Raw genomic sequence first — 18,914 nt, forward strand, 5'->3', positions numbered from 1 at the left:
GGCGGCCGCTATCGCCACCGGATGAGATAGATGCCCTGCCCGGTGGTGGCGAAGTGCCCGTCCGCGGGGTGCACCGTCGCGGAGTGGTAGGTGCCGGAGTGGCCGAGGGCGGGTCGCCGGAGCGCCAGGTCGAGGACGTACCGGGCGGTGCGCCGGAACGCGACCGCGTTGCCGGCCAGGAACAGGGTGTTGCCGTGCAGGCGCTGGTGGAACCTGTCCCTGGGGGAGGAACCCCGGCGGGATTGCCGGTTGAGTTCGTGGACTTCGTCCCAGCTGGGGACGTCGTTCGGATTCCAGGCGACGGTCTGCGGTGCCCCCGGTCCCAGGCGGTGGCGTAGCTGCTTCCACCGGTGCGGGGCGAACTGCAGGTCGCGGTGACTGAGCACCAGGTCGAGCTCACCGACGGAGACAATGGCGCGGGATGGCTCCGGTGGCGCGTTGCCCCGCAGCGGTAGGTGGACCAGCGTGTGGCGTGACCGGGCGGCCAGCATCCACAGGCCCGTGACGGCGAACGCGGCGTCGGCGTCGAGTTCCAGGACGTGCCAGGGGTTCTCGTCGCCCAGCACCGCGCCGGTCAGCGGCGTGGCCGGGCGGATGACGCGGTACTGCGCGGGGCCGAGCCGTGCCTGGTGTACGTGAATCCTGAGGTTCATCCGGTGGCGAGCCGGGCGCGGACCTGCATCAGCGCGAAGCCGAGGAGATTTTGGCCGCGCCACTGGGCAGGGTCGTGTGCGCGGGGGTCCGTGGCGGGCAGGCCGATGCCCCACACCCGATCGAGCGGACTGGCCTCCACCAGCACCCGATCGCCCGTGCGGGACAGGTGCTGCCCGAGGTCGGGGTGCTGGCTGAACTTCGCCACGTTGCCGGCGACGAACAGGTCGAAGCGGTGCGCCTCCCAGGTGGCTTGGTCGAAGTCGCGGACCTGCCGGCCCAGCGCCTTGACCGCACCCGGGTGCGGTGCCGTGAGCATCTGCGCGACGATCGCCTCGTCGCCGAACAGGCGGGCCTTGCCGGCCATCATGTAGTGCTCGGCGGTGGCGTACCGGACCCCGTCCACGACGAACGGTGCCGGCCACCACTGGCTCAGGCAACCCGGCCCGACGCCGCCGTTCTTCTGGGGCTGGTGCCCCCAGAAGAACAGGTATTTCACCCGTGCGCCGGTAGCGGCGAGCGCCTGCAGCTCGGAGCGGCTGGACGGCGGGGCGGCGGTGTCGGGCATGGTCCGCAGCGTGCCAGAGCTTTACGGTCGCGCGCCATCGGGTTTGCCGGCCGCCCATCTCCCCGGCCGGCCCGGCAGGGCCCGCGCGACCCTGGACCTGCGCCCGTCGAAGGGAGCCCCTGTACTCCCGCCCTCCCGACGGCTAGGTTTACCGGCCGTGATGATCAGTCAGCCGCAGCTCCTTGCCGAGGTCACACCGCCGTCGGTTTCCTCGACGCGGACCCTCCCGCCGGCTCTCGGCAGGATGCGGCGGTTCCGGTGGATCGCCGAGGGCAACGCTCATGTCCTGGATTGTGCTCCGCTCGCCGACGGTGGCGCAGTGGGGCCGTATGCGAGGTTCCCGATCGCCGGTTGGACGAAGGGGTCCAGCGGCGATGTCGCCCCGGACGGCACCTCGGTGGTCCAGGTGACGCCGACCGAGGTCACCTGCGTGCTGGCCGACGGCACCGTACGGTGGCGGATCGCGCTCGACCTGCCCGCGCGTTCGTCGGTTCCTCAGCCGCTCGGTCTCCCCGAGTGACGACCCTGGCGTACGGCGGCCGGCGGGGCGCCCCGCGAACCCGGGGTTCGCGGGGCGCCACCGGCGGTCAGCGCAGCGACCAGACCTGGTTGGACTGGGTGCCGCCACCGCCGTAGCAGGCGTAGATCTGGATCCCCGTGCCGTTGGCGGTGCCCTGACCGCTCGCGTCGAGGCACTTGCCGGACTGCGGGTTGGTGATGGTGCCGTTGGCGTTGACCTGCCAGTTCTGTGCGCCGGTGCCGTTGCACGTCCAGAGCTGCACGCGAGCGCCGTTGGCGGTGGAGCCGCTGGCGACGTCGAGGCACTTGCCGGTGGCCGGGTTGACGAAGGTGCTGCCCGTGCGGGCCCACTTCTGATTGTCGCCGCCGTGGCAGTCCCAGAGCTGGACGGGGGTGCCGTCGGTGCCCGGGTTCCCGGCGATGTCCAGGCACCGGCCGCTGCCCTGGCCGACGATGGCCTGTCCGGTGCCGCCTCCGGTGCCCCCACCGCCGTTGGTGCCGGCGTTGACGCTGGCGGAGAAGCTGTTGACGGCCAGCCCGGCGCCGCCGTTCCAGGGTTCGAAGCCGGCCTGGATGCTGGTCAGGTACCAGGAGCCGTCGACCTGGGTGCGGGCGTCGACGTCGTTGACGAAGTTCATCACGTCGAACGACCAACTGGTGACCGGTGACGGGGCGACGTACGAGACGACGTCGTTGCCGCCGTTCCAGCCCTTCCAGACCTGCCAGGTCCGTCCGCCGACGGTGGCGTTGCCAACCGGACTGCCGATGGGGCTGATCGAGCCCTGCCGGTTGAACCAGATCATGATCTCCATCTGGTTGACCCCATTGGTCTTCGGGGTGGGGTCGAGCCAGATGTCGTACGCGGCGTCGTAGGTGCCGCCGACGTACGTGTAGGAGATGGAGGAGGGTGCGCTGCCGATCTGGCTGACCTGCCGGGGCAGGTTCGTGCCGGGTGAGCAGGCGGTGTAGTGGCAGCCGACGTAGATCGCCGGGTAGGACACGGGCGCGCCGTTGGTCGGGGACGTGCCGTCCTGGCGGGTGATCTGGAAGCCGTTGGCGGTGACGTTGATGCACTGCTGGGCGCTGGTGCCCCAGCGGTTGTTCATCACGATGTACTTGTTGCCGATCGTGGTCGAGCCGAACTGGTCGCAGATCAGCGTGTCGGCGTGCGCGGGAGCGGCGCCGACGGTCGGGGCGACCAGTGCGGCCGCTGCGGCGAGTAGCGCCGTGGCCCACGCCCGTCTGAGGTTCATGGATCCTCCGCCTCGTTCCTGGCGCTCCACGATGCTGGGAGCGCTCTACTGAGGTTGGTCGATGTAATCACGGCGGGACATGGCACGAGAAGAGTGGCGACCCACGTTTCTTGCGAACCGGGCAACTCGCCGTCGAGGCAGGCGTGGCCGTCGTCCGATTCACCAGCCGAGGACTGCGGCGTCGTGGTCCGCCTGAAGCCCTGCCGGTCGACCAGTCGGAGCCACTCGCGCGGCCGGGTGACTGCATCGCCGGCCTGGGCCCGGACCGCTCGCTGGACTTCCATCACGGGAACCCGGTGCGCGACGCCACCGCCTGCGCGCAGTTCCCCGCGCGGGCGAGGGTACGGACGGCTGGCGGCACGAGGTCTGGGACACCTGGGTCGAGGTGGATGCGGTCACCTCGACGCGCTGGGCGACAGCCGGTCGCTGGTCTTCCCGGGCTGGGTGACGGCCCGGGAGCCGGCGGACCAGCTGCGGGTGCTGCCGCACTCGGCCAACTCGGGCGACGTGTACTGCCGGTCGGGATGAAGCCCGGACCGCACGAGCCTCCTCCGGCGGGGGCGCGGTGGGTCCGGGCGACCCCGGGCAGAGCAGTCAGGGCGTCAGTGGCCGATGCCGACCTTCTCCCCGGGCAGCAGCACCTCCGCGCACACGGGCAGGTGGTCCGAGGCGCTTGCGGACTCCGGGTCGCTGAGCACGGCGACGGTACGCGCGATCACGTCGCCGGACTGCATCACGTAGTCGATCCGCTTGTGCGGGTCGTAGGTCGGGTAGGTGTAGCCGTCGCCGAGCCCGGCCGCCTCCCAGGTGTCGACCAGATGGTCGGTCAGCGCCTGGATCTCGGGTGCCAAGGGGTCGGCGTTGAGGTCGCCGAAGAGCAGCACCGAGTCGTCCTGGGCACCGATCAGTCGGGTGATTGTCTCCACCTGGGCCACGCGTTCCGGGCGGTTGGTGTGTTCCAGGTGCGTGTTGTAGACCTGCACCGCCACACCCCGAACGTTGACCCGCGCACGCAGCAGCCCTCGCTGCTCGTGCTCGCCGTACCGGGGGAGCAGGGTGTTGTCCCATTCGAGGATGGGTGCGCTGGTGAGGATGGCGGTGCCGAACTGTCGGCGCGGCTGGCCGGCCTCGACCGGGTCGAGGTCCAGGTTGGCGCCGTAGACGACGTGCATCCGCAGCTCTCGTGCCAGCCAGGCCGCTTGGTCGACGAAGTCGCTACGGGCGCCGAAGTGTCGGTCGACCTCTTGCAGCCCGACAACGTCGACGTCGTTGTCCCGGATGACGCCGGCGATGCGCGACAGGTCGACGAGCCCGTCGGCGCCCGCACCGTGGTGGATGTTGAAGCTCATCACCTGCAGTGACCTGGCCGGGGCCTGCGGGTCGTCCGCACTGGCAGGAGAACCGACCAGCACCGATGCCGCCATGGCCGCGGCGGCCAGGACGGAGAGGGCTCGGCGAGGCAGTCGCAGCGTCCACATATGTCGACCTCATCGTCTCTTGTCGAGCAGAGTCTCCCCGGTAGCCATCCACAGCAGGCTGGGACAGGCCGCCCGGGCGGCGGCGGTCGCGATGGGTGATTCGGTCCTCATCGGCGACAACCTCCGATCCGGCGGAGTGACCTGAAACTTAGTTGCAGCTCGATATACAGTCAAGAAGGTTTATGACAAGGTGTTCCCGCTGCTCTCGTCCGCCGGCGGCGTCGAGACAGCGGTACGGTATGAGGCGCGCGAGTGGCCGGAGAAGCCCTGCGCCGCGGTGACGGGGGGTCACGGGAACCATGACCGACCATGACGGGCTCCACGGTGTCCAAGCCGTGCCGCCCGGCGGCATTGCCACCGCCCGGTTGGTGTTACGTCCGCCGACGGATCTCGACCTGCGCGAGGTGTTCGACCTGTACGCGGATCCTCGGGTGTGGGGGCCCGACCCGATGACCCGCCACCACCGCATCGCGCAGACGGAACAGATGATCGAGCGGTGGCGCGGTTCGTGGGCAGGCGACGGCCTCGGCATGTGGGTCGCGCGCAGCGCCGAAGAGGGCGACGAGGGGGCCTTCGTCGGTATCGGCGGCTGCTTTCTCCGCTACGGCGTGGCGTGGAACCTGGGCTTCCGCCTCGTTCCCGGCCGGTGGGGCCGCGGCTATGCACACGAGATCAGCGTGGCGGCGATGGCGGCAGCACATCGGGTACGCCCGGAGCTGCCGCTGACCGCCTACGTGCTGGCGGGCAATGACCGGTCTCAGCGGGCCGTGGAGCGCCTCGATCTCCGGCTGGTCTGGCGCGGCCCGGATGCCGGCAACCCCGACTCCTCCGCCATCCGCCTTCTCTACAGTGACCGACCGCTGTCGCCCGCGGTCCTGCACGCGCTGACGGAACGCTAGCGACCGATTGCCGGATACCTGCTGAACGCCCGGGGTGGAGGAGCAACGTGCCTGCCTATGTGGTGTCCGAGGTCGAAGTGATCGAGCCGGAACTGTTCCGGCGGTACCGGGAATTGGCGGCCGCCTCGATCGGTGCCCACGGCGGGCGGTACCTGGCGCGAGGCGCCGAACCCGACGTGGTCGAAGGTGAACCCTTGCCCGGCCGGCGGATCGTCATCGTCGAGTTCCCCGACCGCGAGTCGCTCTACCGTTGGTACCGCTCCGCCGAGTACGCAGAGGCTCTTTCCGTACGGGACAGGGCACTCCGACGCCGGCTGTTCTTCGTCGACGGGGTCCCGGAGCCGGCAGGTGATCCCCGTTGATCGTATGACGGCTCGAGCTGCCGGCCGCTCCGGCCATCGCTACCGATCGGGACCCGGCTGCCGTGCGCGTTCGCGCAGTGGATCGCGGCGGACGCCGGGGCCGATCTCGGGCGGCCAGAGCCGAGCACCAACGCTGCGCGACGAGCCCGGTGATGCGCCCGTGGCGAGGCGTCCGCTCAGCTCACCCCGGTCGGCAGTTTCCGCCTGCTGAGTGCCAGGACCGCCCCGCCCTGAGGGGCGAGCAGCGCCTCGTTGGTGTAGTGCACCGGGGCGTCACTGATCGACGTGAAGGTGAAGGCGCGCGCCGCGACGGCAAGGATGAGTACCGCTTCGGTCAGGGCGAAGCGCATCCCGTAGCAGATCCGCTGGCCGCCGCCGAAGGGAAACCATGCGGAGCGATGGATCCGCCCGGTGCCCTCGTCGAGCCAGCGGGCGGGCCAGAACCGGGTCGGCTCGGGCCAGAACCGCGGATCGCGGTGGGTGACCCACGCGCTGACCCAGATGCCCGCGTCCGCCGGTATGGCCTGGCCGCGCAACTCCAGCGTGACGTTGGCCTTGCGAGGGAGCATCGCCACGGTGGGGAACAGGCGCAGGGTCTCCTTGACGCAGGCCTCGGTGAAGGGCAGCCGGGCAATGTCGTCGAAGCCGGGCTCCGCGTCGCCGAGCACCTCGTCCAGTTCGGTGTGCAGGCGGTCGAGGACGTCCGGGTGGCGGGCCAGTAGGGCGAAGGCGAAGCCGAGGGTGTTCGCGGTCGTCGCGTGCCCGGCGACGTAGAGGGTGTGGATCTCGTTGCGCAGTTGCCGCTCGTCCATCGGGCGGCCGTCCTCGTCGCGGGCGTCGAGCAGCATCGCCAGCAGGTCCGGCGGGCCGTCCTGCTCGCCGGCAGTGTCCTGAGGCCGGCGGCGGCGGTCGACCGCCCGCATGATCAGCCGCTCGACGTGCGCGGACGCCTTGCGTAGCCGCCGTCGGTGCGGGGCCGGCATCCAGTAGGGCAGCAGACCGGGTAGGCCGGTGTACTCGATCTCCTCCAGCCGGGCCATCTCGGCCAGGGCGTCGCGGATCGCGTCGCCGTCGGCGTGGCCGACCTCGGCGCCGAACAGGCTCTTCACGGCGATCTGGGCGGTCAGCCGCACCATGTCCTGGTGCACGTCGCGGATCTGGCCGTCCTGCCACTGGTCGGCCAGTTCGGTGGCGTAGCGGACCATGGTGGTCGCGTAGCCGGTGATCCGTCGCACGTGCATGGCCGGCTGCGCCAGGCGGCGCTGCCGTTTCCACAGGTCGCCGTTGCTGGCCGGCAGGGCGCGGGCGCCGAGCAGGTCGGCGTGCTGGATGAAGCCGTCGGTGAAGCCCTTGCGCAGCGAGAAGTTGGTGGCGCTGAGCACGGTCGCGACGTCGTCGGGGTGGAAGACGCAGTACTGGCGCTGTCCGCCGAGCGACCAGGCGGCCAGGTCGCCGTACGTGTCGTGCAGGTCGGTGACGAACGCCTGCGGATCGGCGGCGAAGCGCGGCAGGTCGCCCACCAGCGGCCACGGCCTGGTTCCGGGTACGTCGTCGGGGGCGGGGCGGCGTAGCGCGTCGAGCAGCCGGTCCGTCGCGGTACGACCGGTGGCCGCCCGGGAGCGGGTGGAGAGGTACGGACTGGACACGGCGACTCCTTTGCGCACGTTCGGTGGTGAGGGGAAGCCTGGAGCGGATCAGATGTGCCGCCACGGCCGGATGTTCGCCGCCTTCAAGCGGCGGTAGAGCGCGACGGTGTAGATGATGTCGGCGACGAACACGACCAGATAGAGGTAGTTGATCAACGGGGTCAGCGGGTACGAGTCGTGCCGGAAACTGTCGACCCAGAAGGACCCGAAACTGCGGGGCCACGGTTGGGCCGCGCTCGTGGTCACGGTCAGGGCGGTCGCCAGCCAGGCGAAGAAGGTGCCGAAGAACTTTGCGATCGCGATGTACAACGACTGGCCGCGGGGGCTGTCCCGGCGCACGAGCATGACCAGGAACAGCAGCGACATCAGGCAGTTGACACCGAAGCCGGTGTATTCACCGTCGGGGTCGTTGAACTCGAAGAAGCCCAGGTAGACAATCGGGTAGGCGACGACGACCGCGACGATGGGCAGGATCCGGGCGTATCGCCTGACCGCCGGCGCGTCGCCGAACTCCGTGGGCGCGTACCGGCAGGCCTGCCAGAGGATGACCAGGTCCACCAGGAGCCACGCGATGCTCAGGGTATGGATGTGGTCGGCGAAGGGGTTGATGAACAGCCCGTACGCGGCCTCCCAGGACAGGTTCGCGCCGAGCGCCGCGATCGGCATCCCGTAGGTCTTGTCACGGAAGCCGCGGTGGATGATCCCCGCGTACGCGACCAGCCACCACAGTGTGCAGATGACGCCGGTGACCACGACCACCTGGGAGATCATGCCGAGCCTTTCGTCGTTGAGGGTTCGTCACTGCCGGACCGGACGGGTTGCGGGATCCGGTCGATCTGGGTGCGGTACCGGCGCAGACACAGCGCCGCCAGGTGCGTCCGCTGCCCGTCCGGGAACCCGTCCAGCCGTTCGTGGAACATCCGTTCGTAGCGGGCCGTCTCGTCGCGGAGCCGCTGCGGCGCGTCCGGTCCGTAGAGCCGCACCAGCGCGTCGTAGGCGTTGAAGTTCCCCGTCCGGACGTCGTGCTCGTAGTGGGCGAGGTCGTTGCCGATGTCGGCGAGGACCTCGACCGGCCAGAGCACGTCGAGCAAGTGCTGATCGACGGGCCGGCCGAGCAGCGGGTAGATCATCGTGTGCAGCAGCCGCAGATCGGAGGAGCGCAGCTCGACCAGCCGCATGACGTCGGCGTGGTCGGCGGCACCGTAGGTGGTGACCCGGTTCTCCAGTCGCACGTACCGCTCACCCTGGTCGAGTTGGTGGCCGACGGCCTCGTCGTAGGCGCCCAACCGGCGTAGCAGCGTGGCGAAGCGCTGCTTGTAGCGGACCAGTTTCTGGTAGTCCTGGTTGCCGTCGGTCTCGAGTTCGACGTCGCGGGTGTGTTCGGCGACCGCGTCGACCCGGTAGACCAGGAACTCCACCAGGAACAGCACGGGTGTGCACCGCGTTCGCTGCCACGGGGACAGCCGCAGCGCGGGGAAGTAGAGGTCCCGGGCGAAGTCCCGAAAGATGTCCCGGGACTTGTCGAGGGCTTCCCGTGAGGCCCGCAGCTTCTCCCACGCCTTCATCTGTGCATCCTTTCCGGCACCGGGGCAGGGGTCGGGCTGCCCCGCGTGGTCCGCCTGATGGCCAGGTAGTGCAGCTGGAACGGCAGACCGACGATGATCTGCGGCATGGCCTGCTGGGCGTGGAAGACGAGGGTGAACGCCAGGGCGACGTCGGGGGAGATGCCGAGCAGACCGAGCGAGTACAGTGCCCCGGCTTCGAAGGTGCCCAGTTGGGCGGGCGCGGAAGGCAGGGCGTTGGCGAAGTCGATGAAGAACAGCACCAGGATCGCCGCCGCGAACGACAGGTCCATGTGCAGCGCCCGCAGCACCAGGAACGCCGCTGCCGCGTCGGCGAGTTCGCCGAGCAGGATCCACGCGGAGGCGACGCTGAAGCCCCGCCGGTCCCGCAGGAAGTACATGCCGTCCACCAGACCGCGCAGGAACGTCGGCAGCGTCGCCCCCGGCTTACGGTGCGCCACCCAGACCAGCAGCAGCAGGTGGGCGATCATGACGGCGGTGATGGCCACGACGACCCCGAGCACCCAGCCGGTGAAGCCGAGCAGCAGTGGAACGGGCAGGGCCAGTAGCGCCACACCGACGGCACCGATCGACTTCTTCAGCACGATCAGCGCCGTGGTGACGGTGACCGGAACGCCTTCACGTCTGAGCATCCACAGGCGCATCACCTCGCCGGCGCGGGCCGGGGTGAGCGACGACGCCGCTTGCGCGGCCAACTCGTAGCGCAGCAGGGTGCCGAACCGGACCGGGTGCCGCGCGCCGAGCATGGCCGTCCAACTCGCCCCGCGGACGAACTGCGCGCCGATGTTCAGCAGCACGGCGAGCACCAGCAGCCGGTAGTCGGCACCCCGGAGGGCAGCGGTGAACTTGTCGACCTCGATGCCGCGCAGGAACCGCCAGAGGACGACGACCGTGGCCAGTACACATAGCAGCCGGAACGCGAGACCCAGCCGGCTCTTGGTCCGCTCATTCATCCCGGTGCGCCACCGTGGGCAGCCGGCTGGCGGCGAGGCTGTCGGGCCACAGCAGCCGCTCGGTCTCGAAGAACCTGAGCAGTTCCGGCACCCGGATGCCCAGCGACGACCGGATCTTCTTCAACGGCTCGTCCCACAGGTCGTCCCACCGCACGGCGTTGAGGGGTTGGACGCCCTGCTGCCGAATGAACTCGACGGCCAGGTGGAACAGCAGCACGTCACGCTCGGACAGCCGCCACGGCCCGCGGTACAGATGCCGGGCCGCCAGCGCGAAGACCTGCCGCTGCCAGCCGGCGGCCCGGCCGGTGGAGCCCATGGTGACCCCGAGGACGAATGCCTCGTCGGCCGACGTGGTGCCCCTGCCGAAGACGATGTGCACGCAGTCGTGCCCGCGCAGGTCGATGGCGCCGGGCAGGGCGACCGGACTCGCCGGGTTCTCCAGCAGGCGGACATACCAGGGCACGACGGAGGCGTCGTCACCCGGCATCTCGGCGTACGCCTCGCCCAGCGTCTGCTCCCCGTCAAGGCTGGGCACCCAGTTCGACAATGCTGTCATGATCTTCTCTCCTCGGTTGGCCAGCGGCGAACCGCAAGGGCAGGCCGGCGATCAGCTGCGGGAGGTTCTGCTGCGCGTGGAAGACGAGGGCGAAGGCCGCTCCGGCTTCGAGGGGGACGTGCGCGAGCTGGAGGCTGAAGAACGCGCCGGCCTCGAAGGTGCCGAGGTGGACCGGGGTCACCGGGAGGCTGACCGACACGTCGACGAAGAACAGCACGAGCGCCGCCACACCGACCGACCCGTGCACGTGCAGGGCGCTGAGGATCACCACTGCCGCCACGGTGTCGATCACCACTCCCAGCAGGACCAGCACCACCAGCAGCAGCAGGGTCCGAGGGGAGCGGAGGCAGAACAGGCCCTCCGCCACCCGGCGTACGCCGCGAGGCGCCCGCTCGCCGCCGTCGCGGTGGGCCAGCCATACCAGCAGGCCCACCAGGGCCACGGTGGCTACCGTCGACGACCAGATGAAGGCGGTGACCCAGCCCGGAAGTCCGGCCATCAGCAGCGGCGCGGCGATTGCGAGGACCCCGATCGCGGCGGCGCGGACGATCCGGCGCAGAGTGATCAGTGCCCCGGTGACGCCGGTTGGCACGTTCTGCCGGCTGAGCAGCCGCGACCGAAGCGGGTCCCCGCCTCTCGGCACGTCGATGTAGGCGGTCGACTGGGCCGCGAACTCGTAGCGCAGCAGGCGGGCGAAGGGCACCCGGTGACGCGGACGAAGCAGCACCGACCAGCACCCGGCCTGCACGACCTGGCCGGCCAGGTTGAGCAGCGCGGCCAGCAGCAGCAGCTGGACCACCGGGTGGCCGAGCCGGTTTCCCAGCGTCGGCGCGTCGAGCTGGGGCACCAGCCAGAACACCGGCGCCACGGTGGTCACGAACCACAGCAGCCGGAGCAGGAAGCGCCGGAGCGACCGCCCCGACGTCGCGGTGGGCCGGGGGGTGGCTGCGATGTCGCTCATGTCGGCTCAGCCCCGCGCGGCGTCGAGGTGGGCGGGGCTGCCCCGGAGCTGGCCAGCGGGCGGCGCGGCGCCGTGCATCAGTACACCAATCCGCGGTCGCCGTCGACGGTGACGACCTGTCCGTCGCGAATCAGCTTGGTGGCGTGGTTGGTGCCCATGACGGCGGGGATCCCGTATTCGCGGGCCACGATGGACCCGTGGGACAGGGTGCCGCCGGTGTCGGTCACCACCGCGCCGGCGATGCTCAGCAGCGGCGACCATGCGGGGGTGATGAAGGAGGCGACCAGTACCTCACCGGTCTGCAGTTTGGGGAAGTCCTGGACGGAGGCGACGTGCCGGGCGATGGCCGTGACGCGTCCCGGGCTGACCGGCGAACCCTTGATGCCGGAGTGGCGCTCGGCCGGATCGCCGGACTTCTCCTCCTGGCCGAGGAAGGCGACGGGCTTGAGGTCTATACCGGCGAAGCTGAGCCGCATGTCCCGCGGTACGGCGGGCGGCGGGATGAGGCCGCGCCGTCGCGCCCGGAGGTCGCGGCGGTCGGTGACGGTCTTCTCCCACGACGCGGGGCGCGGTTCGTCGGCGCGCAGTTCAGCGGAGAGTTCGTCGCCGGTGAGGTAGAAGACGTCCTCCGGTCTGCTCAGGCGACCGTCGGCGACCAGGCGCCGGCCCAGTTCGAGGTAGCCGCGGCGAATGATCGGCCAGCCCTGGGTGAAGTGGAACAGAGCCTCGTCGCGGACGGCCGCGTAGCGTCGGTTGAGCCGCAGCAGCAGTCGCAGCAGCTGCCGGCGCGCCGGGTGTCCGCGGAGCCGGGCGTCGATGCGGGCCAGCTCCGTGTCGCGCCGCTCGGCCAGGGTCTGCAGCCGCTGCGCCGGGTCGGGGGCGTTTCCGGTGCGGTAGCCATCCAGGGCGGCGCGTAGCGCGGTCGGGTCCTCGGCCGGCGTCGGCTCGACGAAGTCGAGCTGGTAGACCTGGTGCCCGTACTCGGCGAGCAGTGCGGTGAAGCCGCGGTCGGAGGCGTCCTTGTCCTCGGCGGCGCGGGCGAGCCGCCACAGTGCGGCCTCCATCTCGGAGGTCCTGGTCGGATGTCCTTGCAGCAGCTGGGCCAGGTCGGGGGCAGCGGGCACCGGCCGGACCAGGGCCGGGTAGAGCTTCTCCAGCAGCAGTTCACTGACGTTCCAGTACCAGGCGAGGCCGCCCAACATCGCCCAGTAGATGCCGCTGAGGTCCGTCACCTCGTCGATGACGCGCTGCACCTCGTCGATCTCGAGGTGGCGCAGGTCGCGTCGGCCCAGCTCGGCGATGCGGGTGAGGTGGTGGGGCAGCAGGACTTTCCGCCAGTGCGACTCGAGCCGGGACAGGTGAAATCGGTAGAAGTTGACGATCAGCATGATGGTGCGCAGTGGGTACCTGTTGAGCGGGAAGTCCAGGCGCAGATAGGCGTAGCCGTTGATCGACCCGGCCATCGGCTCGGGCACCAGCGGACGGGCGAGCCGGTCGGAGCCGGACCAGTTGCGCCGCCACCGGTCCACCAGGCGGGGGTAGAGGGTGGTCTCGAACAGCGGTGAGAGCGGCTCGGGCAGCCACGAGTCGCAGATGCTGATCCGCGCCCAGGTCGCGCCGTCGATCGGGCTGCTCCAGTCGGCCGTGGGCGGCAGGGCCAGGCTGCGGGTGAGCGGCCGGGCCTGCAGGATCCACAGCTGCCCGTCGTGGACGGCCCACTCGATGTCCTGTGGCGCGCCGAAGTGCCGGGTCACGCGCAGACCCAGCCGGGCCAGCTCGGTCACCTGCTCCGTCCTGAGCGAGGCGGTGGAGCGCCGTTCCGGGTCGGTGTCGATCAGGGTGGTCCCGGTCCCGTCGGGGACCACCAGCTGCGACTTGCTCCCGATCTCGGTGCGCTGGACGGTGTCGCCGGTGGGGGACACGACGAACCGGTCGGGGTCGACCTGGCCGCTCACCACGGCCTCGCCCAGTCCCCAGCTCGACTCGATGACGACCGGCCCGGTGGGGTCGCCGGGCGCGGCGGGGTCGGGCGTGACGAACATGACGCCGGCCGCGTCGGCCGGCACCATCGCCTGCACGACGACCGCCATGGCGGCGTCGGCATGGGGTACGCCGGCCCGCTCGCGGTAGAGGATCGCGGGGATCTCCCACAGCGACGCCCAGCAGGTCCGGACGGCGTCGACGAGCTGGTCGAGCGAGCGTACGCCGAGTTCGGTGTGATATTGACCGGCGAAGCTGGTGTCCGTGGTGTCCTCGGAGGTGCCGGAGGAGCGCACCGCCACGCCGCCGCCGTTCGGGCACACCTGCCGGTATGCCCGGTCCAGTTCGGTGCGTAGGTCGGCGGGCAGGTCGAGGTTCCGGACGGCCGACCGCAGCGATCCGGCGATCTGCTCCATCGGCTCCCAGGGCGGCGTCGCCGACCCGGGCTCCGGGGAGGGGGTCGCGGTGAGACGGTCGAGCAGCGGGGCCAGGGTGGGGGTGACGACGGCGTGGTAGGTGGAGATGGGTAGGCAGAAGCCGGCGGGGACGGGTAGGCCGGCCCCGAGCAGGTCGCCCAGGTTCGCCGCCTTGGCGCCGGCGGTGCCGGCATCGGATGCGCGCAGGTCGTGGAGCGGGACGAGGTCAGGCATCGTCGGCCACCCGGTCCACCCACTGCTGGTAGTACTTGCGGAAGGCGAGCACTCCGTGGTCGCCGTTGACGTAGATGCCGTGTCGGTCGCCGCGTTCGATGGTGTTGAACAGCGGGATGTCCTGCTTGGAGGTCAAGGTGATCTCCGGGCGGTGCAGGAGGTAGTTGCGCAGGTCCCGCCAGCGCGTCCCGGTCGGGGGCAGGGCCACCGCGATGTGCTGGATGGTCCGGTTGGGTCCCAGCGGGGTGGTGGCCAGCAGCATCCGGTACTGCAGGCGCCCGTCGGCGAAGTAGCTGATCCGCTGGCCGCTGGGCCAGCCGTCGACCCGCAGGACGAACTGCTTGGCGTTGGTGCCCAGGAGACTGGTGATCCGGCCGAGCCGGCCGCGGTACGACGGCCAGTTCAGTTCCGCGCCGAGCCAGGCCTCGGCGGCGATGGGTGGACCGTGATCCGCGGTGGCCGCGGGGTCGTCGAGCATGCGCAGGGTCGTCGATCCGTTGACGTCGAGTCCGTGCAGGGCGACGAGGTGGTCGGGGTCGTAGGTGTTCTCCAGGATCCTGCGGACGGTTGCCCGGGTGTCGTCGGCCATGCGGAAGCCGGTGGGGTAGCTGGTCGCCCCGTCCAGGACGGGAAAGGTGGGCAGCGGGAACATCGGTTCGCGGCTGCCGTACCAGACCCAGACGTAGCCGTGCCGTTCGGTGGTCGGGTAGCTGCGCAGCCGGTCCCGGCCCGAGACGTCGAGCGCGGGCGGGGCGGCCACGCACCGGCCGGTGTCGTCGAAGCGCCACCGGTGTGCGGCGCACTGCAGCTCACCGCTGGTGACTTGTCCCTCGGCAAGACTCGCGCCCAGGTGTGGGCAGAATCCCTGGGTCACGACGGGTTGGCCCGCTCCGTTTCGCCAGGCCACCAGTTTCCGTCCGAACAGGGTCAACGGTTGGGGGCCCTTTTTCAGTTCGCCGGAAGGAAGTGCCACGTACCAACTCGCCGGGATGTCGGTACGCTCCGCAGTGATGAGAGTTGCTACGGTCGGCTGCTGGGTCATGATGCTGTCCACCTGCCCTGGGAGTTGGATTCGGACGCCCCAGATATGACGCATGTGCTTGCTGGTGGTCCCTCGTGCCCTGTGGTAAGACTGGTCTCGGTCGCACGAGTAATTCCGACAGGCGGAGGTATCAGCTCACGATGACGCAGTCCTGGGATGCCGATACGGCCGGAATCATGCGCCTTCCTTCGGGTGCGCTCGTCCGGGGAAGAGGACTTCGTAGGCCCGTTCCGGTCGGCCTGGACCCGCAATTCGGGGTGTATCTGCTCGGTAAGCAGCCGCCGCCGGTGGAATGGGACAGCACCTGGATCCGCTGGCGGGATTTCTGGCTGCCGTCCGATCGTGGCGCATTCCGCAACGCGTTGACCGAATTGTTGGAACGGGCCCGGTCCGAACGTGTGGAGATCGCCTGTTACGGCGGCGTCGGTCGTACCGGCACCGCAATGGCGTGCCTTGCTGTCCTGGACGGCGTGTCCGGTGACGAGGCGGTCGACTACGTTCGTACTCACTATTCTCACCGAGCTGTGGAAACGCCGTGGCAGCGGCGGTTCGTCGTCAATTTCGGCTGACTGGACGGGGGTGCGGCTCACGGCGCGGTGTCACCTTCGCCGTCGCGGTTCGCATGCCGCACCCAGTCGTCGTACCGTTCGCGGAAGTGCGCCAGCGGCGCGTCGTGCTCCGTGGGCCTGCTGTGGCGCTCCTGGCGGAATTCCGCGAAGCCGCGTAGCCCTTCCCGGAGGTCGCGCCGGCGGAACCTGCGGTAGCCGAGCAGCATCGACGCGTCGTGGGCGGGACTACCCGACCGGCGCACGAAGGACCAGCCCCGCACGATGGAATGCCCGTCGCGGACCGGGGTCACGGCGAGCAGTTCCCGGACAGTGTCCTGACCGGCGACGGAGAAGGTGAGTCGCTGGCCGCCCGGCCAGCCGTCCACCAGCAGTTCGGTAGGGCCGTCGGTGTTGCGGAGCGGGCGCGGCAGCCGTGGCCCGTGGAACTCCAGCCTGGCCCCGGTCCACGCCTGCGCCGGGATCGGCGGGCCGTTGCGTACCGCCGCCTCGGGGTCGGGCAGCACCGTCGACCCGGCCGGGTCGATCGCCGCCAAGCCGTGGGCGGCCGCGAAGTGGTGGTGGTCGTATGCCTGCTCCAGGACCCGGCGCGGTGACGCCGAGGTGAGGTGCGCGAACCGGTGGCGTTGGTAGTCGCTCCGGTTCATCACCTCGGCCGGCAGCTGCGGCAGGGCGAACATTGGCTCGGGGGAGCCGTACCAGACCCAGAGGAAGCCGTAGCGTTCCCGCACCGGGTACGCCCGCTGCCGGGCCATGTGGCTGGGCAGATTGTCGAGCCTGGGAATGTGCACGCACGCGCCAGTGGCGTCGAAGCGCCAGTGGTGGAACACGCACCGCAACTGCCCTTCGACGACCTTGCCGAGTGCGAGGCTTGCGCCCAGGTGGGGGCAGTGGCGCGGCAGCACCGACGCGGTGCCGGCGCCGTCGCGCCAGGCCACCAGTTGGCGGCCGAACAGGGTCAGGGGCCGGGGCTTGGCGCCCACCATCCGCGACGGCAGGGCGACGTACCAGGAGGCGGCCAACCGGGTCATGGGCTGCGGCGCGACGGACGACAGGGGTACGGCGTCCGTCGCGCCCGGTTGGTCGGCGGCCCGCACCGGCCCGCGGCCCGGCCGGGTCACGACCGGCCCCCGACGAAGGCCGGGTCCACCCGGTCCACCCAGGACTGGTAGTACTTGCGGAACCGCAGCAACCCGTTGTCGTGCCAGGCGCGCAGCGTGCCGGCGGCGGGCTCGGTGTTGTTGTAGACGGGCAGGTCCTGGGTGCTGCCGCCGCGGTACTGGCCGAAGAGTGTGAACATGTTGAACGCGGTGCGGGGGCCGAGGCCGCTGCCGCGAGGGGTCACCATCCAGCCCACCTGGGTGGTCCGCCGTTCCTCGATCGGGACGATGGCCATCAGCACCTTGTAGAACACCTTCCCGTCGACGTACCCGGTGAAGCGTTGCCCGCCCGGCCAGCCGTCCACCAGGACCTGGAAGCTGTCGCCCGCCGCGAACGTCGCCGACTTCGCCACCAGCCACCGGAACGGGTCACGGATCGGATGTCCGGGGGTGGCCACTCCTTCGAACCACGAGCCCAGCCAGGCGTCGGTCGGGATGGGTGATCCGTTGTCGGAGGCCTCCGACTGGTCGCGCAGCATCCGGAACTCGGTGCGGTCGAGGGATAGCCCGTGCAGCGCCTCGAAGTGGAAGTAGTCGAAGGCGTTCTCGAGCAGTTGCCGGGCGGTGCCGACGGTCCGATCGGCGTATTGGAAGCCGATGTAGCGATGCCGGTCGACGTCGCGGGGTGGGAAGTCCGGTAGCGGGAACAGCGGTGTCGGCGTGCCGTACCACACCCAGACGAAGCCGTAGCGCTCCTGCACGGCGTAGGTCGCCAGCTTGGCCGTCGAGGGGATCCGGTCGGAGCCGGGGATCTGCACGCACGTTCCCGAGCCGTCGAACCGCCAGCCGTGGAACGGGCAGCGCAGGGCGCCGTCGGTGAGCGAGCCGAGGGCCAGGCTCGCGCCCTGGTGGGGACAGAACCTGCCGGCGAGGACCGGCTTGCCGGACCCGTCGCGCCAGGCGACCAGGTCCCGGCCGAACAGCCGCACCGGCACCGGGCGGCGCCCCAACTGCCGCGACGTCAGTCCGACGTACCAGCTGGCGGCCAGACCCGTCGGGACGGCGTCAGGCCTCGCCGCCTGGGCGGAGAGTCTTCGAGGCAACACACCGGTCATCCGCGTACCTCCTGGTCAGTGCGACCGGCTACAGACGTAGTCGGCGATGGCGAACAGCGGAGTGGCGCCCTTGCCGAGGATCTCGACCTCCTGCTTGGCCGATTCCACGAGCGTGGTGGCCCGCCTGCGTGACTCCTCGAGACCGAGCAGCCGGGGGAAGGTCGCCTTGTTCGCCCGGTCGTCCTTGTGCGGGGTCTTGCCCAGTTCGTCCAGCGTGGAGGTGACGTCGAGGATGTCGTCGACGATCTGGAACGCCAGGCCGATCTTCTCGCCGTAGAGGCAGAGCCGCGCGATGATCTCCTCGCTCGCGTCGGCCAGCACGGCGCCGCTGACCAGGGCCGCCACCAGCAGGGCGCCGGTCTTGCGGGAATCCATCGACTCGAGCGTCGGCAGGTCCACGTCCGCGCGGTTGGTGTTCTGGATGTCGATGACCTGCCCGCCGATGGCGCCGTGCACGCCGATGGCATGCAGCAAGGTGCTGACCACCCGCAACAATTGCTGCGGTGGGGCCTCGGTGCGGGTGAGCATGTACTCCAACGAGTACGCCAGGAGCGCGTCGCCGGTGAGCACCGCCACCCCTTCACCGAATACCTTGTGGTTGGTGGGACGGCCTCGCCGGAAATCGTCGTTGTCCATTGCCGGCAGGTCGTCGTGAATCAGTGTGGCGGTGTGGAGCATCTCCAGAGCGACGGCCGTGGGAATAGCGACTTCCGGCCGGCCGTCGTGCGCGGTGCACGCGGCCAGGCACAGGATGGGACGTAGCCGTTTTCCGCCGGACATCAGAGAATAGTGGATCGAGGCTCGTAGCGGTTCCGGAATGTCTCCGTCAAGGGCCCGCTCAAGTTCCCGATCGATGAGGCCCTGCTGTTCGCGCAGGTAGGACGACAACTCGAATTCTTGAAGCATGAAACCTCGCTTCGACCTGACTGACCTAGGCGAAGGCTAACGCGAAGTCGGCATCGAAGCCTGTGCATTTGCATGGTGTTCCGGGCAGGGGGGTCGGTTAAGGATTTGGTGATGATGCCGTCGACC

The 18,914-nt window shown here is 70.1% G+C and carries 20 protein-coding genes; 4 read left to right on the forward strand and 16 right to left on the reverse strand.

Annotated elements, in window-relative coordinates; translation table 11 throughout:
* Nucleotides 1-8: 8 nt before the first annotated feature.
* Together MRQ36_RS28100 and MRQ36_RS28105 are read right to left on the reverse strand one after the other, a co-directional pair.
* Nucleotides 9-653 carry a hypothetical protein gene (locus MRQ36_RS28100; RefSeq protein ID WP_242799763.1) on the reverse strand — a complete coding sequence of 215 codons (645 nt, stop codon included), beginning with the start codon at nt 651-653 and terminating at the stop codon, nt 9-11.
* Nucleotides 650-1,219 carry an NADAR family protein gene (locus MRQ36_RS28105; RefSeq protein WP_242799764.1) on the reverse strand — a complete coding sequence of 190 codons (570 nt, stop codon included), beginning with the start codon at nt 1,217-1,219 and terminating at the stop codon, nt 650-652. The genes MRQ36_RS28100 and MRQ36_RS28105 overlap by 4 nt, the downstream gene beginning before the upstream one ends.
* A gap of 319 nt (nt 1,220-1,538) precedes the next feature.
* Here MRQ36_RS28105 and MRQ36_RS28110 point away from each other — a divergent pair, with 319 nt between their 5' ends.
* Nucleotides 1,539-1,739, forward strand: a complete 201-nt coding sequence (locus MRQ36_RS28110) for a hypothetical protein (protein ID WP_242799765.1) — start codon at nt 1,539-1,541, stop codon at nt 1,737-1,739.
* Between the two features lie 67 nt (nt 1,740-1,806).
* Here MRQ36_RS28110 and MRQ36_RS28115 read toward each other — a convergent pair whose 3' ends face one another.
* From MRQ36_RS28115 to MRQ36_RS28125, 3 genes are all read right to left on the reverse strand, one after another.
* A complete protein-coding gene (locus tag MRQ36_RS28115; RefSeq protein WP_242799766.1) occupies nt 1,807-2,991 on the reverse strand; it encodes a ricin-type beta-trefoil lectin domain protein in 1,185 nt (394 codons plus the stop codon).
* 395 nt (nt 2,992-3,386) lie between these two features.
* Nucleotides 3,387-3,533: a hypothetical protein gene (locus MRQ36_RS28120; protein ID WP_242799767.1), complete on the reverse strand. Its 147-nt coding sequence runs from the start codon at nt 3,531-3,533 to the stop codon at nt 3,387-3,389.
* Nucleotides 3,534-3,593: 60 nt separating this feature from the next.
* On the reverse strand, nt 3,594-4,469 hold the full coding sequence (locus MRQ36_RS28125; protein ID WP_242799768.1) for an endonuclease/exonuclease/phosphatase family protein: 876 nt from the start codon (nt 4,467-4,469) through the stop codon (nt 3,594-3,596).
* Nucleotides 4,470-4,768: 299 nt separating this feature from the next.
* Here MRQ36_RS28125 and MRQ36_RS28130 point away from each other — a divergent pair, with 299 nt between their 5' ends.
* Both MRQ36_RS28130 and MRQ36_RS28135 read left to right on the forward strand, forming a co-directional pair.
* Nucleotides 4,769-5,368, forward strand: a complete 600-nt coding sequence (locus MRQ36_RS28130; protein ID WP_242799769.1) for a GNAT family N-acetyltransferase — start codon at nt 4,769-4,771, stop codon at nt 5,366-5,368.
* A 47-nt stretch (nt 5,369-5,415) separates the two neighbouring features.
* Complete coding sequence (locus MRQ36_RS28135; protein WP_242799770.1) at nt 5,416-5,730, forward strand: DUF1330 domain-containing protein; 315 nt, start codon at nt 5,416-5,418, stop codon at nt 5,728-5,730.
* 176 nt (nt 5,731-5,906) lie between these two features.
* Here MRQ36_RS28135 and MRQ36_RS28140 read toward each other — a convergent pair whose 3' ends face one another.
* The 8 genes from MRQ36_RS28140 to MRQ36_RS28180 all read right to left on the reverse strand — a co-directional run bounded on the left by MRQ36_RS28140 (nt 5,907) and on the right by MRQ36_RS28180 (nt 15,155).
* On the reverse strand, nt 5,907-7,376 hold the full coding sequence (locus MRQ36_RS28140; protein WP_242799771.1) for a cytochrome P450: 1,470 nt from the start codon (nt 7,374-7,376) through the stop codon (nt 5,907-5,909).
* Between the two features lie 48 nt (nt 7,377-7,424).
* On the reverse strand, nt 7,425-8,147 hold the full coding sequence (locus MRQ36_RS28145) for a hypothetical protein (protein ID WP_242799772.1): 723 nt from the start codon (nt 8,145-8,147) through the stop codon (nt 7,425-7,427).
* A complete protein-coding gene (locus tag MRQ36_RS28150) occupies nt 8,144-8,941 on the reverse strand; it encodes a hypothetical protein (protein WP_242799773.1) in 798 nt (265 codons plus the stop codon). The genes MRQ36_RS28145 and MRQ36_RS28150 overlap by 4 nt, the downstream gene beginning before the upstream one ends.
* Nucleotides 8,938-9,912, reverse strand: a complete 975-nt coding sequence (locus MRQ36_RS28155; RefSeq protein WP_242799774.1) for a lysylphosphatidylglycerol synthase transmembrane domain-containing protein — start codon at nt 9,910-9,912, stop codon at nt 8,938-8,940. The genes MRQ36_RS28150 and MRQ36_RS28155 overlap by 4 nt, the downstream gene beginning before the upstream one ends.
* The gene (locus MRQ36_RS28160) at nt 9,905-10,468 is read right to left on the reverse strand and encodes a Coq4 family protein (RefSeq protein WP_242799775.1); all 564 of its coding nucleotides are present in this window, start codon (nt 10,466-10,468) and stop codon (nt 9,905-9,907) included. Before MRQ36_RS28160 ends, MRQ36_RS28155 begins: the two co-directional genes overlap by 8 nt.
* Entirely contained in the window at nt 10,434-11,429 is a 996-nt protein-coding gene (locus MRQ36_RS28165; RefSeq protein WP_242799776.1) for a lysylphosphatidylglycerol synthase transmembrane domain-containing protein, read from the reverse strand. Before MRQ36_RS28165 ends, MRQ36_RS28160 begins: the two co-directional genes overlap by 35 nt.
* 77 nt (nt 11,430-11,506) lie before the next feature.
* On the reverse strand, nt 11,507-14,059 hold the full coding sequence (locus MRQ36_RS33620; RefSeq protein ID WP_278187615.1) for a PEP/pyruvate-binding domain-containing protein: 2,553 nt from the start codon (nt 14,057-14,059) through the stop codon (nt 11,507-11,509).
* Nucleotides 14,052-15,155 carry a Rieske 2Fe-2S domain-containing protein gene (locus MRQ36_RS28180; RefSeq protein WP_308194928.1) on the reverse strand — a complete coding sequence of 368 codons (1,104 nt, stop codon included), beginning with the start codon at nt 15,153-15,155 and terminating at the stop codon, nt 14,052-14,054. Before MRQ36_RS28180 ends, MRQ36_RS33620 begins: the two co-directional genes overlap by 8 nt.
* A gap of 86 nt (nt 15,156-15,241) precedes the next feature.
* Here MRQ36_RS28180 and MRQ36_RS28185 point away from each other — a divergent pair, with 86 nt between their 5' ends.
* Complete coding sequence (locus tag MRQ36_RS28185; protein WP_242799778.1) at nt 15,242-15,670, forward strand: protein-tyrosine phosphatase family protein; 429 nt, start codon at nt 15,242-15,244, stop codon at nt 15,668-15,670.
* Between the two features lie 17 nt (nt 15,671-15,687).
* On the opposite strand, the gene MRQ36_RS28190 is transcribed toward MRQ36_RS28185, so the two are convergent.
* Genes MRQ36_RS28190 through MRQ36_RS28200 form a run of 3 tightly spaced genes read right to left on the reverse strand, consistent with a single transcriptional unit; the run spans nt 15,688 to nt 18,788 of the window.
* Nucleotides 15,688-16,788 carry a Rieske 2Fe-2S domain-containing protein gene (locus MRQ36_RS28190; RefSeq protein ID WP_242799779.1) on the reverse strand — a complete coding sequence of 367 codons (1,101 nt, stop codon included), beginning with the start codon at nt 16,786-16,788 and terminating at the stop codon, nt 15,688-15,690.
* Nucleotides 16,785-17,882: a Rieske 2Fe-2S domain-containing protein gene (locus MRQ36_RS28195; RefSeq protein ID WP_242799780.1), complete on the reverse strand. Its 1,098-nt coding sequence runs from the start codon at nt 17,880-17,882 to the stop codon at nt 16,785-16,787. Before MRQ36_RS28195 ends, MRQ36_RS28190 begins: the two co-directional genes overlap by 4 nt.
* A 15-nt stretch (nt 17,883-17,897) precedes the next feature.
* Nucleotides 17,898-18,788, reverse strand: coding sequence for a polyprenyl synthetase family protein (locus tag MRQ36_RS28200; protein WP_242799781.1), 891 nt, complete (start codon nt 18,786-18,788; stop codon nt 17,898-17,900).
* Between the last annotated feature and the right edge of the window lie 126 nt (nt 18,789-18,914).

This window comes from Micromonospora sp. R77, from assembly GCF_022747945.1.
Classification (GTDB): Bacteria; Actinomycetota; Actinomycetes; order Mycobacteriales; family Micromonosporaceae; genus Micromonospora.

Coding starts and splice junctions, on each gene's coding strand:
- MRQ36_RS28100 (WP_242799763.1), bottom strand. CDS start 653: ATGAACCTCAGGATTCACGTACACCAGGCACGGCTCGGCCCCGCGCAG.
- MRQ36_RS28105 (WP_242799764.1), bottom strand. CDS start 1,219: ATGCCCGACACCGCCGCCCCGCCGTCCAGCCGCTCCGAGCTGCAGGCG.
- MRQ36_RS28115 (WP_242799766.1), bottom strand. CDS start 2,991: ATGAACCTCAGACGGGCGTGGGCCACGGCGCTACTCGCCGCAGCGGCC.
- MRQ36_RS28125 (WP_242799768.1), bottom strand. CDS start 4,469: ATGTGGACGCTGCGACTGCCTCGCCGAGCCCTCTCCGTCCTGGCCGCC.
- MRQ36_RS28130 (WP_242799769.1), top strand. CDS start 4,769: ATGACCGACCATGACGGGCTCCACGGTGTCCAAGCCGTGCCGCCCGGC.
- MRQ36_RS28145 (WP_242799772.1), bottom strand. CDS start 8,147: ATGATCTCCCAGGTGGTCGTGGTCACCGGCGTCATCTGCACACTGTGG.
- MRQ36_RS28150 (WP_242799773.1), bottom strand. CDS start 8,941: ATGAAGGCGTGGGAGAAGCTGCGGGCCTCACGGGAAGCCCTCGACAAG.
- MRQ36_RS28155 (WP_242799774.1), bottom strand. CDS start 9,912: ATGAATGAGCGGACCAAGAGCCGGCTGGGTCTCGCGTTCCGGCTGCTA.
- MRQ36_RS28160 (WP_242799775.1), bottom strand. CDS start 10,468: ATGACAGCATTGTCGAACTGGGTGCCCAGCCTTGACGGGGAGCAGACG.
- MRQ36_RS28165 (WP_242799776.1), bottom strand. CDS start 11,429: ATGAGCGACATCGCAGCCACCCCCCGGCCCACCGCGACGTCGGGGCGG.
- MRQ36_RS33620 (WP_278187615.1), bottom strand. CDS start 14,059: ATGCCTGACCTCGTCCCGCTCCACGACCTGCGCGCATCCGATGCCGGC.
- MRQ36_RS28180 (WP_308194928.1), bottom strand. CDS start 15,155: ATGCGTCATATCTGGGGCGTCCGAATCCAACTCCCAGGGCAGGTGGAC.
- MRQ36_RS28185 (WP_242799778.1), top strand. CDS start 15,242: ATGACGCAGTCCTGGGATGCCGATACGGCCGGAATCATGCGCCTTCCT.
- MRQ36_RS28195 (WP_242799780.1), bottom strand. CDS start 17,882: ATGACCGGTGTGTTGCCTCGAAGACTCTCCGCCCAGGCGGCGAGGCCT.
- MRQ36_RS28200 (WP_242799781.1), bottom strand. CDS start 18,788: ATGCTTCAAGAATTCGAGTTGTCGTCCTACCTGCGCGAACAGCAGGGC.